This window comes from Mycobacterium interjectum (assembly GCF_900078675.2).
GTDB lineage: Bacteria > Actinomycetota > Actinomycetes > Mycobacteriales > Mycobacteriaceae > Mycobacterium > Mycobacterium interjectum.
In genome coordinates, this window is sequence record NZ_LT546237.1 from 4,726,198 (window position 1) to 4,738,610 (window position 12,413).

Consider the following 12,413-nt stretch of genomic DNA (forward strand, 5'->3'; position numbering starts at 1 on the left):
TGCCCATGGCAGGAAGCTGGGCGACCGTGGCAACCGGGCTGATTCCGCTCGGGCTGGTCATCGCGCTCTCACCGATCACGGTCATTCCCGCGGTGCTGGTGTTGCAGGCGCCGCGCCCCCGGCCAAGCGGCCTGGCCTTCCTCGCCGGCTGGGTGCTGGGCATCGCCGCGCTGACGGCGCTGTCCGTCGCGGCTTCCGGCCTACTCGGCGGTCTGGACAAGTCACCGCCGAGGTGGTCGTCGTGGTTGCGCGTGGTCTTCGGGTCGGCACTGATCGTCTACGGCATCTTCCGCTGGCTGACCCGGCACGGCCACACCGAGTCGCCCGCCTGGATGCGTTCGTTCGGCACGATCAAGCCGGCCCGCGCGGCGCTCACGGGGGCCGCGCTGGCAGTCGCGCGACCGGACGTTGCGCTCATCTGCGTGCCGGCCGGCTTGGGCATCGGCACCAGCGGGCTCGGCCTCGGCGGTGACTGGTTGGCCGCGGGGTTTTTCGTTGCCGTCGCGGCGTCCAGCGTCGCGATCCCGATACTGGCCTACGCGGCGGCCGGTGAGCGCCTCGACCCGACGCTGGCGCGGGTCAAGGACTGGATGGACAAGAACAACGCCGCCCTGCTGGCGGGCATCCTGATCGTGATCGGCGCGATGGTTCTGTACCACGGGATCCGCGCGCTGTATCACCCGTAGCCGCCGTCGGACAGGCCCGCGTCGGTCTCGAGCCTGTTCGTCTCGCCAAAGACCAACTCGCGGAACAGCTCCCAGCTGTAGTCCCTGAGCATGCCTCCGTAGCCTTTGGCCGCCCATTGCCGGCAGTGCCGCTCCTCGTGGTGCAGCACCCGGTTCAAATCCAGGTGCTGCCAGGCGAACCCGGACCGGATGATCCGGCGAAGCCGCTCCGCGGGGTCGGCGAGCCTGCCCACGTTGACCATGAAGATGTCGCCCCAGGTGGTGCCGCCCCGCCGGCTGAACTGCCGCTGGATCCAATTGCCGCCGGCACCCATGAGGATGCCGTTCGGGGTCGTCACCAGGCGGCCCCCGTTGCGATGGACGAACCTGACGTCGCGGGAGTAACTCCAGCGGTTTGCATTCTGCCGGTTAATGATTCGCGCGACCTCGGCCGCGGTGTAGGGCGTCTCGGGAAAGTCCGCGCCCCGCTGGCCCGCCTTGCCGTAGTCCGTGCCCGCGTTGAGGACGTAGGTCATCAGCGTCACCATGCGCGCGTCGTCGCCGCTGATGCTCCGGGGCAGCAGAAAGTAGGACTTGCGCTGTGGGTCCTCTATCTCCTCGAGCCCCTCGAAGACGTCGAAGCTGTCCGGCGCGATGGCGTGGCGCCGGGCGATCTCGGCGACGACGTCGGTGGCCACGCCCCGGCGACGGGCGTTTTGCAGCCACGCCGCGGAGTAGTCGTTTGCGCGCACGGTTGTCAATTTAAGGTGTAGGCAATGGACAGGTGGCCCCGGCGACGCGCGCGCGGCATCAAGCAGATCACTCGCGGGCTGGGCACGCTGGATCGTGAACTCTTCGAGACGATCGCCGAGACGCCCACTCCGCTGCTCGACACGGTCATGCCGCCGCTGACCCGGGTGGCCGACCACTCCAAGCTCTGGCTGGCCATCGCCGCGGCGCTGCTGGCGTCGGGCAAACCCTCCGCGCAGCGCGGTGCGACCCGCGGCGTCGTGACGCTCGGCGCCACCAGCCTGGTCACCAACCAGGTCGCCAAGCGAATTCGACCGCGCCCGCGGCCCGTCTACGACTCGGTGCCACTGATCAGGCGGGTGCGCCGCCGCCCCGTGTCGAACTCCCTGCCGTCGGGGCACTCCGCCAGCGCCGCCGCGTTCGCCGTCGGCGTGGGCCTGGAGAATCCGCCGCTGGGCTTCGTGCTGGCGTTGCTGGCCGGCATGGTCGGGCTATCGCGGGTGGCTACCGGCGCGCACTACCCCGGGGACGTCCTCGCCGGTTTCGGCATCGGCGCGGGCCTCGCCGTGCTGGGCGGCCGGGTCGTCCCCCCGATCGTCGAAACCACCCTGCCCAAGACCGAACCGTTCGTCGTCGACACGCCCCCACGGCCCGACGGCGCCGGCGTGGTCCTGGTCATCAACCCGTCGTCGGGAAGCGGCACGGGCTCGCGCATCCTCGACGAGGTCCGCGCCGAGCTGCCGAAGGTCGAGATCGTCGAACTGGGTCCCGACGACGACCCGGAGGTGGCGTTGCGACGCGCCGCCGAGCGCGCCGAGGTGCTGGCCGTCGGCGGCGGCGACGGCACCGTGGCGACGGCCGCGTCGGTCGCGATCGACACGGGCCTGCCGTTGGCGGTCTTTCCCGGCGGAACGTTCAATCACTTCGCCAAGGACATCGGCTGCGACACCGTGGCCAAAACGGTGGACGCCATCCGGGCGGGCAGCGTGGCCCGCGTCGACCTGGTGTGCCTCAACGAAAGTCGGATGGTGCTCAACACCGCGAGCATCGGCGCCTACCCGACGTTCGTCCGGTATCGCGAAAAGCTCGAGAAGCGCGTCGGCAAACCGGTGGCCGGCTTCTACGCGATGCTGCACACGCTGCGCAAGGAGCAGCCGGTCAGGATTCGCTACGACAACAAGACCCTGCAGACGTCGCTGTTCTTCCTCGGCAACTCGGTGTATCTGCCCACGGGATTCGCACCGTCGCGCCGCGCTCGAATCGACGACGGCCTGATCGACGTGCGCATCCTGGAGACCGGGCGGCCGTGGGCGCGAACCCGGATCCTGACCGCGCTGGCCCTGGGGCGGCTGCTGCGCAGCCCGCTGTATCACGAGCTGCAGGTGCCCGAGTTCAGCTTTTCCGCCGTCGACGGCCCCACGGTCATCGCCCATGACGGCGAGGTCGGCGACGAATACGATCACGCCAGCTTCAGCGCGAAATACCGGGTCCTGCCGGTCTTTCGGCCTCTTGCGCGCGGCTGAGCCCGCTCAGGTCGACGCTACGCGCGCGGGCACAGGTCCACCAAGGCGTAGTCGATCAGGGCGTCCGCCTGTCGCGGCGTGAGCCCCCTGGGGCCCAGGTCCATGGCGGACTTTTGCAGCGCAAGGGACTGCAGTTGCGACGCAGGGGCGCCCCAAGAGATCTGTTGGCAGATCTTCCATCCGGTCTGCACCAGCGCCGGGTCACCACCGTCGAGGTCCTGGATACCGATGGCGTGTAGGCGGTTGAGATAGCTGGCCTCGTCTGCGTGCGCCGGGCCTGCGCACACAACGCTGGCGGTCAGGAGGGGGCCGACTGCAAACGCCGCGCGGATGAACTTGCCATAGAGCCTCTGTGCTGCCATAACTCCTTCTTCGACTGTTTGCCGCCCCCGCCCATATATGAAAGCAGCTCCGAAACCGCGGCGCGCGACAAAATTGCGGCGTTTGAAAACCGTTAACCCGAGAGCGCAACCGGAATTGGAGCTGGTTCGCGACACTGGCTAGTGGTGGCCNGGTGCGGCGGTGCCTGGACCACGGGCGGGCTCGCCGGCGGGTTGGGCACCCGAACCGGCGGAACGGGAGCCGGCGCGATCGGCGGGACCAGGACGGGAACCGGCACTACCGGGGCCACCGGAACGGGAGCAACCGGAACCGGGGCCACCGGAACGGGAGCCACCGGAAGCGGAGCCACCGGAACCGGAGCCGGGGCGACGGGAGCCGCCGGAATCGGGGCCGCGGACAGCGGAGCTGCCGGCGGTAATGCGTTCGGGGGCGGGCTCAAGGGCTTGGGCGCGGCCACCTTCGTGGCCGCCACCGCGCCGGGGACGGGCGCGAGCACCTGCTCGGCTGGGGCGATGAAATTCTGCACCGGGGCGGGAAGCAAGCCGACCGTCGTGTGGACGCCGACCACCAGCGCGATCTCCAGCGCCAACGCCGCGCCAAAGCCGGCCACCGCCACCGCACTTCCGACGAGCAGGCCCGGCCTGGGCCGGGGCTCGCCCGGGCCCGCCGCGCCGGCGTCGATGACGACTGTCGGGGCGCCGGCGTCGTCGTCCGCCACGGCGCTGTAAGCGAGTTCGCCGTCGCCCACCTCGGCATCGACGATGCTCAGATATTCAGGCAGGGCACTCGCGTGCACCGCACCGGTGCCCGGGTCTTGCGCGTAGGCCAGCGCGGCGGTCGACGAGGCGAACAATGGCGCATTCGCCGACGCCAGGGCCGCGCCCCGCGCCAAGGCCGTCTCCGGCTCTTCCGGAGCGCTCACGCTGAGCGACGTGGCCGCCTCCAGCCGGGACTTGAGCGGGGCGACGTCGACGCCCGAGCCGATCACAAACAGGCCGCCCGGGCGCGTCGGCAGTTCGTCAAGCCCGGCGACCATCTGCAGCAGCTCTGCGGCCGCTGCCTCCCCGGACGCGCTGTTGAGCTGCTCTGTTCGCACATCGCCGACCGACCCGTCGCAGGTTTCGACAACGGCCACAGTTGCGGTGTCGGGCTGCACGAAAAGCACCGCGGTACGCTCGTAACCCATTGCGCCACCGACGGATTGAGCGAGTGAGGTCGCCGCCAGAAACGCCGAGACCAGCATGACGTTCTCCAGCTTGTGGGCGGCCAGCGCGTCACCCACCGCTTTCGCGTCAAGCTGGTCGGTGCACGCCACCCCGACGGCGGATAGTTCCAGGCCGGCGCCGGCCGCGTCTTGGCGCGTGCCCAGGATGGCGGCGATCGCACGATCAGACGCGCTGACCGTGGGTACGTCGTCGGTTGCGGTGACGATGAATTCTTGCTCGTCTACCGTTGCGCCCTCGGCGTTTTCGCCTTGCAGCAGCACCAGCTGAACCGAATCGGGGGTCAACGAGACTCCGAGCACGATATCCACGCCCACGCCTCCCAACAGTTTGACCCGCTAACCGATCGTCGCCCGGGAAGCTGTATCGGGATCCTGCCGAAGTTATGTAGGCCTTAAGAACCTCACGCTGGGCGGGCTAGGGTCGGCTGGTGCGCAGGACCATCGACTGGGACGGCGACGCGGTCACGATCATCGACCAGACCGCGCTGCCTGCCGACTATCGCGTCCTGACCCTGCGCACNCGCCGAATCCGTGCTCGCCGAGGCGCTGGAAATCCTCGACGAGGACGAACGCCTCAACCGGTCCGCATCCGCCCACGCCGCCGAGATCGTCCTGGAACTATGCGATCGCCGGCCGTTGCGGCTGCTCAGCCACTGCAACGCCGGCCACCTGGCCACCGTGGCCTGGGGCAGCGCGCTCGGCGTCGTCTGGCACCTGCATGAGCGCGGACTGGTCGAGTCGGTGCTGGTCGACGAGACGCGCCCGCTGCTGCAGGGCGCCCGGCTCACCGCGTGGGAGGTGGCGGAGGCGGGCGTGCCCTACCGGGTGCAGCCGGACGGCGCCGCGGCGGCGGCGATGGCACGCGGCCTCGTCGACTGTGTGCTCGTCGGCGCCGACCGGATCGCGGCCAACGGCGACGTCGCCAACAAGATCGGCACCTACGGCCTGGCCATCGCGGCGCTTCATCACAACGTGCCGCTCGTCGTGGTCGCGCCCTCGTCCACGATCGACGCGTCGCTGGCTACCGGCGCCGAGATCGCCATCGAGGAACGCCCGCCCGACGAACTCAGGACGTTCGCCGGTGCCACGATCACCCCGCCGGACGCGGACGCCTTCAACCCCGCCTTCGATGTGACACCGGCCGATCTGATCACCGCCGTTGTCACCGAACACGGCCGCTACCGGCCATCCTGACGGCGCCCCCGCGCGGTTTCAGGATCAAGCTGGCGACGACGGCGAGGATGCCGACGGCGACGCAGACCCACAAGCCGGTGTGGTAACTCGCGATGGTCCCCGCTCCGACAACCGTTCCCGCCCAAGCGAACCCGAGCGAGCCGCCGATGCCGTATGAGGCATTGGCGATCCCGGGCAGCGATCCTGGCTCGTCCGCGGGCGCCTGCAGGACGCCCAGCGCGCTCATCGGGGTCAGGGCTATGGCCAGCGCAATTCCGAACAACACCATCAGAACAATGACCATCGTCTTGTCGAGCGCGAATACCGCGAGCAGCGCGGTGACGGCCACGGCGGCGACGAGCCCCGCCCGCAACACCGTCACGAAGCCGATCTTGGCGGAGAGCCGTCCGGCCAGGGGCGCCAACACCAATTGGGCGAGCGCGCCGGGAGTGATGAACAGCAACGCGGTCAGCTGCCCGCTGGCGGCGAAGCCGACCCGGTCGTTCTCGGCGATCGACGGAACGATGTAGTTGAGCACCACCATGAACGACGCGAAGCACAGGATGGTCACCGCGATCAACGGCCAGGCGTGGCGCGAGGCCATCTGGTCGATGTGGATCAGGGGTTGGGCCACTCGCTTCTCGACCATGACGAGCCCCACCAAGGCAGCGCAGGCGGTGCCGATCGACATGAGCATGAGTGGCGACGCCCAGCCCATCTGGTCACCGTTGGAGAAGTACAGGTCGAGCCCTGCGACGGCCAACGCGATCAGGACCGCTCCCACCCAGTCCATCCGGCCCGGGGTGGCACGGTCCCGGTCGTCGGCCGGTACCGCCAGGCAGCAGAGTGCGGCGGCGACAATGCCGAATGCCAGCGTCAAAACGAAGATAGAGCGATAGCCGAATTGGTCGACCATCACGCCCGCCAGCAGCGCGTCGACACCTGCCACCCCGGCGCTGATCGCCGAGATAGCACCGCAGCAGACGCCGAATGCCGGGCCGCTGAGGTGTTCGCGCATGATCAGGAAGGCCAGGCCGTAGGTGATGTTGGCGCTTCCCTGCAGGACCCGGCCCACCATCACTACGGGCAGCGACGTCCCGAGGATGCACAACAGCGTTCCGACGCAGACCAAGAACAGGATCCCGACGAGCACGCGCTTGCGGCCGACGAAGTCGCTCCACCGAATCAGTACCACGTTGGCGATCGCCCCGGCGAGGTAGAAGTAGGCGGACATCGAGGCGTACGCGTGGGGTCCGAGATGGGTGTTGATGTCCCGTATCGCGGGGCCGAGCATGGTGGCGTTGAGCGTGAACGACGTCACCGACAACGACAGCGCGGCCACCATGAACGCGGCCGGACCCCGCGACATCGTGGTGATGCCAGCGTCTTTCGTCGTTGCCGCCGGGCTTTCACTTACCACGATCAGAATCCTCCACCATGTCGACTCGGCCGGGTTAGGGGACTGAGTCCGCCGCGCTGATTCTGGCGAATATCGTTGCCAGCCAAGATGTCTCGGACGCTACGCGTCGCGGGCCGCGCGCATCCCGACATGGACCGTGGCGAACCCCGTGCTCAGCGAGACATAGCGGGCGTCGACGAAGCCCGCTTCCCGCATCGCGTCGCGCAGCTCGTCCCGCGACATCCAGGTGCGGATCGAATCAGCTGTGTAATGGTGGGCGTCGCGATGCCAGGCCACGGCCCAGCCCACCGCCGGCATCACGTGGAAGTAGAGCAAGTCGTGCACGGATTTCAGCGCCTTGGGATCCGGCGTGCTGAAATCAAGGACCATCAGGCGGCCGCCCGGCCGCAGCACGCGGCGGAACTCGCGCAGCGCCCGGCCCCGGTCGGCTACGTTGCGCAGCCCGAAGCCGATCGTGACCGCGTCGAAGCACGCGTCCGGGAACCGAAGGTCGGTGGCGTCGCCCTCCTGAAAGTCGACGGCCCCGCGCTCCCGCCCCCGGGCGACCTCAAGCATCGCCGCGCAGGAGTCCACGCCCACGACCTGGCCCTCCGGCCCGACCGCGGCCGCCTCCAGGAACGCTAGATCGCCCGTCCCGGTGGCGACGTCCAGCACTCGTTCGCCGGTCCGCAGGGCGCACAACTCCATGGCTTGCCGCTTCCACCGGCGATGAAGCCCGAGCGTCCAAAGATCGGTCATCACGTTGTAGCGCGACGCCAGCGCGGAGAACAACTCCTGGACGTAACTGCTCTTGGCCTCGTCCGACTGGTTCCATCGCCGTGTGACCATCGTGAGCCTCCGCACAACCACCGGGCAGGCAGTTCGGGGAATGTACCACGGCAATTCCAACCGGGCGATGGGTCGTTGGAGAGGTGCCGTTAGCCCGTTGACCTAGCCAGGAAGCGCGGTCGGCGTGGATCGGCCTCGACCGCGACGTGGCGTGGTTGGGGTGGTCCGAAACAGTGGAGCCGATGACGGGAATCGAACCCGCGTATTCAGCTTGGGAAGCTGATGTTCTGCCATTGAACTACATCGGCGCGGTTGCCCCGAAAAGGCTAGCATCCGCGGTGAGCGCGGGTGGGCCGCTCCGGCGGGGCTCGGGCAGCGACCGCACGCAGGACGCGATCTCGGCATCGAGGGCAAATGGCGTTCGCGCCGTTCCGTCGGCTCTTAGGTATTCGATGTTTATTATTTCGTGATCTGCCCGTAATGTGCTCTGAGTGGGTCGGCACCGATTAGCCAAGAAGCGGCGGAAGTCGCCAGTCGTGCTGGCTGGCATGCTCGTTCCCGCGGCCCTCTTCTTCGCGGCAGCTGGAGATATCCGCCCGGCCGCCGCCCATACGGTGGCCAAGCCCGTTATCGACGAGGTCGCGCCATGCCGCCTGGAAATCGTCGCGGCACCGGCGAATATGTCGCGTAAAGCCGCCGGTTTCGCTGACGGGCAGTTGGCCGCGTCGAGGTACCACACGCGCTCGCGCTTCTTGCCCGTCGGCGTCGCGCCGGAGCAGGGCCTACAGGTGCGGACCATCCTGGTGGCCCGCAGCATCAGCGCGACGTTCCCCCAGATTCGCCAAATCGGAGGCGTGCGTCCGGATCCGCTGCCCTGGCACCCGCTCGGCTTGGCGATCGATGTGATGATTCCTGATCCTGGCAGTTCCGAAGGCATCGCGCTGGGGAACCAGATCGTCGCGTACGTGCTGCGCAACGCGGATCGGTTCGGGATCCAGGACGCGATCTGGCGCGGGGTCTACTACACGCCCACCGGCGCGCAGGTCAGCCGGCTCGGCCACTATGACCACGTCCACGTCACGACCACCGGAGGCGGATACCCCAAGGGTGGGGAGATGTACCTCCGCTGAGTCACCGCGGCCGGCGGCCGGCGGCAGATAGGCTCATCTCAGTGTCAGGGTGAGATGCCGCATGTTGCGGTGGTTGGATCCTGATCACCTGGTGTCTGGCTCTTAGGCTGTGTGCCGCCGTTGGGTTGGCGTCCATGGGTTTTGTCGGCATCAGGTGTGAAGGACCGGCCGGCGTGACTTGATAGGAGCGTGGCACCGCCCCCACTGAGGTTTGTCCGCCGACCGGCCCAACCGTCACCTCACAGTGAATGGAGGCAACCACCATGGTTGTTGTTGGAGCCGATGTGCACAAGCGCACGCATACCTTCGTCGCCGTCGACGAAGCGGGTCGCAAGCTCGGGGAGAAGACCGTCAAAGCCATTACCGCTGGGCATGCCGAGGCGGTGATGTGGGTGCGGGAACGGTTCGGGGCCCAGGTGGTGTGGGCGATCGAGGATTGCCGGCATCTGTCGGCAAGGTTGGAACGCGACCTGATGGGTTTTGGCCAGAAGGTGGTGCGGGTGCCGCCGAAGCTGATGGCTCAGGCTCGTGCCTCAGCACGTACTAAGGGCAAGTCCGACCCGATCGACGCACTGGCCGTGGCGCGAGGGTACTTGCGAGAACCTGACTTGCCCGTGGCCTCGCATGACGAGGTGTCGCGCGAGCTCAAGCTGTTGGTGGATCGCCGGGAAGTTCTTGTGGCACAACGGACTGCAACGATCAACCGGTTGCGTTGGCGGGTCCATGAACTCGACCCCGAGCGTGCCCCTGTCCCAGCGTCGCTGGATCGTGCCAAACATTGCGAGTTGTTGGGCGCCTGGCTGGCGACCCTGCCCGGTCTGGTCGCTGAGTTGGCCCGCGATGAACTGGCCGACATCACCCGGCTGACAGACGCGATCGACACGTTGGCCAAGCGGATCGGCGAACGCGTGCGTGTGGTGGCCCCGGCCTTGCTGGCGATGCCCGGGTGCGGGGAGCTGACCGCGGCCAAACTCGTCGGCGAGGCCGCCGGGGTCCCCCGGTTCAAAAGCGAGGCGGCTTTTGCCCGTCACGCCGGAGTGGCGCCCATCCCGGTGTGGTCGGGCAACACCGCAGGCCGGGTGCGCATGACGCGCTCAGGCAATCGCCAACTCAACGCTGCCCTGCATCGCATCGCCGTCACCCAAATCCGCCTGCAAGGAGCCGGACAGATCTACTACCGCCACCGCCAAGGCTGCGGTGACTCCAACCCCGAAGCCCTGCGCTGCCTCAAACGACGCCTGGCCCGCGTCGTCTTCGGCCACCTAAACACCGACCACAACAACCGAACAAAGCCTTGCCAAACGGCAGCGGCTTGACATAGGAGAAACCCGTGCTGCTCTCCGATCGAGACCTCAGGGCCGAAATCAGCTCCGGCCGGTTGGGCATCGACCCCTACGACGACACGTTGGTGCAGCCGTCCAGCATCGACGTCCGCCTCGACTGCATGTTCCGGGTCTTCAACAACACTCGCTACACCCACATCGACCCCGCGCAGCAGCAGGACGAACTGACGACCCTGGTGCAGCCCGTTGACGGCGAACCATTCGTGCTGCATCCCGGGGAGTTCGTGCTCGGCTCGACGCTGGAGCTGTTCACCCTGCCCGAGGACCTCGCCGGCCGCCTGGAGGGCAAGTCATCCCTCGGACGTCTGGGCCTGCTGACGCATTCGACCGCGGGCTTCATCGACCCCGGCTTCAGTGGCCACATCACGCTCGAGTTGTCCAACGTCGCGAACCTCCCCATCACCCTGTGGCCGGGCATGAAGATCGGTCAGCTGTGCATCCTGCGGTTGACGAGCCCGGCGGAGCACCCCTACGGCAGCTCCCGCGTAGGGTCGAAGTATCAGGGTCAGCGGGGGCCGACACCGTCACGGTCGTACCAGAACTTCATAAGGTCTACATAGCTTCGACACCGCGCCGCCACAGCGATTTTGCGCGATGATGTAGGGGCCTTGGTAACTGCCCACTCGACCATGGCCCTGTCTGGCAATGCCTTTGGAGGGGGTTGTATTGGATATTGTGCTTGGGGTGTCGATGGCACCGGCGTCGATTCAGATGGTGGTGCTAGAGGGGGAGAACGCCGACGGCGCGACGGTCGAAGAGGACGACTTTGACGTCACCGCGGCCAACGACGCGGCCACCGCGAGCGCGCCGGATCAAGTAGTCGCCGCCATCCTCGGCACCCGCGAGGGCGCCGCCGATGCCGGCCTGGAGCTATCGGCAATCGGCGTGACGTGGACCGACCAACTCGAGGCGGCCGCGTTGCGCGACGCGCTGGCGGCCCACAAGATCGAGAACGTCATGCTGGTGTCGGCGTTCCTTGCCGCGGCGGCATTGGCCCAAAGTGTCGGTGGCGCAGTGGGTTACGAGCGCACCGCGGTGCTCTACGTGGAGCCCGACACCGCGACACTGGCCATCGTCGAGACCTCCGACGGTTCGATCGCCGACGTCCACAAACAGCCGATCTACGCCGAGTCCTACGACGACGCCATCGCACAGCTCACCGGGATGGTCGCCGGCCTGGAGAAGTCGGAAATGGCCCCCGACGGGCTGTTCGTGGTCGGTTCNCTTCGGCGGCTTCGGCGGTGGCGGCGGCTTCGGCGGCTTCGGCGGCGGGCACCACTAGCCACACGCAGCACCCGATCGCCCGGCGTCGCGACACGGCCAACGCAGGCCGGCTTTGCGCACAACACCCCCGCGGCTGCGCGGGTAGGCTCGAACCGTTGGGCTGGCCGAAAACCCGCGCCGCCCGGTCTCCTGACAACCAGAACTTCATAACGCCCAGCTAATTACGGATTCTCGGAGCCCGAGCTGCTGTGGTAAGAGAGTCTGAAGGAATGCGTCGCCGGCGCAGCCATCGCCGTGACGCAGCAAACTGCAAGGGAGAGTTTTCAGCGGTGGTGGGCATCGTGCTTGGCGTGTCGATGACGCCGACGAAGGTCCGCATGGTGCTGGTCGAAGGTGAATGCGCCGGCGGGGCCACCGTCGACCAGGACAACTTCGACGTCGACGCGGACGGGTCGCCGACGGCCCCTTCCGCGGCGCCCCACCAGGTGGTCTCCGCCATCCTGGGCACGCGCGAAGCCGCCGACGAGGGCGGCTACCAGCTGCTGTCCACCGGGGTGACGTGGACCGATCACGTCGAGGCGGCGCTGCTGCGTGACGCCCTCATCGCCCACAAGATCGAAAACGTCATGCTGGTCTCGGCGTTCATGGCCGCCGCCGCCCTGGCGCAGGCCGTGGGCGATGCCACTGACTATGCGCGCACCGCGCTGCTCTTCGTCGAGCCCTACACCGCGACGCTGGCGGTGGTCGACACCGCGGACGGGTCCATCTCGGAGGTCCATCGGAGGGCGCTCGCCGACGACGAAGACGAGGCGGTCGCCGAGCTCGTCGATATGGTCTCGGGTGCCGAAGC

General features: G+C 68.0%; 12 protein-coding genes, 1 tRNA gene and 1 pseudogene. 8 read left to right on the plus strand and 6 right to left on the minus strand.

The annotated features are described in order from the left end of the window. Positions 1–5: 5 nt before the first annotated feature. Complete coding sequence (locus BN4348_RS57430) at positions 6–686, plus strand: GAP family protein (protein ID WP_066917512.1); 681 nt, start codon at positions 6–8, stop codon at positions 684–686. Here BN4348_RS57430 and BN4348_RS57435 read toward each other — a convergent pair. Next, the gene (locus tag BN4348_RS57435; RefSeq protein ID WP_066917513.1) at positions 677–1,417 is read right to left on the minus strand and encodes a hypothetical protein; all 741 of its coding nucleotides are present in this window, start codon (positions 1,415–1,417) and stop codon (positions 677–679) included. The two genes, BN4348_RS57430 and BN4348_RS57435, sit on opposite strands and share 10 nt — an antisense overlap. A 24-nt stretch (positions 1,418–1,441) precedes the next feature. Between BN4348_RS57435 and BN4348_RS57440 the strand changes: the two genes are divergently transcribed. After that, entirely contained in the window at positions 1,442–2,938 is a 1,497-nt protein-coding gene (locus BN4348_RS57440; RefSeq protein ID WP_066917514.1) for a bifunctional phosphatase PAP2/diacylglycerol kinase family protein, read from the plus strand. A gap of 17 nt (positions 2,939–2,955) precedes the next feature. On the opposite strand, the gene BN4348_RS57445 is transcribed toward BN4348_RS57440, so the two are convergent. Next, positions 2,956–3,300, minus strand: coding sequence for a DUF732 domain-containing protein (locus BN4348_RS57445; RefSeq protein WP_066917515.1), 345 nt, complete (start codon positions 3,298–3,300; stop codon positions 2,956–2,958). Between the two features lie 92 nt (positions 3,301–3,392). Beyond that, the gene (locus BN4348_RS63185) at positions 3,393–4,820 is read right to left on the minus strand and encodes a DUF7159 family protein (RefSeq protein WP_066917516.1); all 1,428 of its coding nucleotides are present in this window, start codon (positions 4,818–4,820) and stop codon (positions 3,393–3,395) included. A gap of 216 nt (positions 4,821–5,036) precedes the next feature. On the opposite strand from BN4348_RS63185, the gene mtnA reads away from it, so the two are divergent. Next, the gene (gene mtnA / locus BN4348_RS57455) at positions 5,037–5,699 is read left to right on the plus strand and encodes an S-methyl-5-thioribose-1-phosphate isomerase (RefSeq protein ID WP_211145790.1); all 663 of its coding nucleotides are present in this window, start codon (positions 5,037–5,039) and stop codon (positions 5,697–5,699) included. Here the strand turns inward: mtnA and BN4348_RS57460 are convergent. The 3 genes from BN4348_RS57460 to BN4348_RS57470 all read right to left on the minus strand — a co-directional run bounded on the left by BN4348_RS57460 (position 5,668) and on the right by BN4348_RS57470 (position 8,174). Next, entirely contained in the window at positions 5,668–7,098 is a 1,431-nt protein-coding gene (locus tag BN4348_RS57460; protein WP_235852832.1) for an MFS transporter, read from the minus strand. The two genes, mtnA and BN4348_RS57460, sit on opposite strands and share 32 nt — an antisense overlap. Positions 7,099–7,197: 99 nt before the next feature. Continuing rightward, the gene (locus BN4348_RS57465; RefSeq protein WP_066917518.1) at positions 7,198–7,926 is read right to left on the minus strand and encodes a ubiquinone/menaquinone biosynthesis methyltransferase; all 729 of its coding nucleotides are present in this window, start codon (positions 7,924–7,926) and stop codon (positions 7,198–7,200) included. Between the two features lie 174 nt (positions 7,927–8,100). After that, positions 8,101–8,174, minus strand: a tRNA-Gly gene (locus BN4348_RS57470). Positions 8,175–8,357: 183 nt separating this feature from the next. Here BN4348_RS57470 and BN4348_RS57475 point away from each other — a divergent pair. The 5 genes and pseudogenes from BN4348_RS57475 to BN4348_RS57495 all read left to right on the plus strand — a co-directional run. Next, a complete protein-coding gene (locus BN4348_RS57475) occupies positions 8,358–8,996 on the plus strand; it encodes a hypothetical protein (RefSeq protein WP_211145791.1) in 639 nt (212 codons plus the stop codon). Positions 8,997–9,244: 248 nt separating this feature from the next. After that, the gene (locus BN4348_RS57480) at positions 9,245–10,312 is read left to right on the plus strand and encodes an IS110 family RNA-guided transposase (RefSeq protein WP_211145681.1); all 1,068 of its coding nucleotides are present in this window, start codon (positions 9,245–9,247) and stop codon (positions 10,310–10,312) included. Positions 10,313–10,326: 14 nt separating this feature from the next. Continuing rightward, on the plus strand, positions 10,327–10,899 hold the full coding sequence (gene dcd / locus BN4348_RS57485) for a dCTP deaminase (RefSeq protein ID WP_066917519.1): 573 nt from the start codon (positions 10,327–10,329) through the stop codon (positions 10,897–10,899). Positions 10,900–10,984: 85 nt separating this feature from the next. After that, positions 10,985–11,560 (plus strand): annotated as a pseudogene (locus tag BN4348_RS57490) (DUF7159 family protein); the annotation flags it as partial. A 335-nt stretch (positions 11,561–11,895) separates the two neighbouring features. Further along, positions 11,896–12,413, plus strand: a 518-nt coding sequence (locus BN4348_RS57495; RefSeq protein ID WP_456238202.1) for a DUF7159 family protein, incomplete at its 3' end; no start/stop codon positions are given.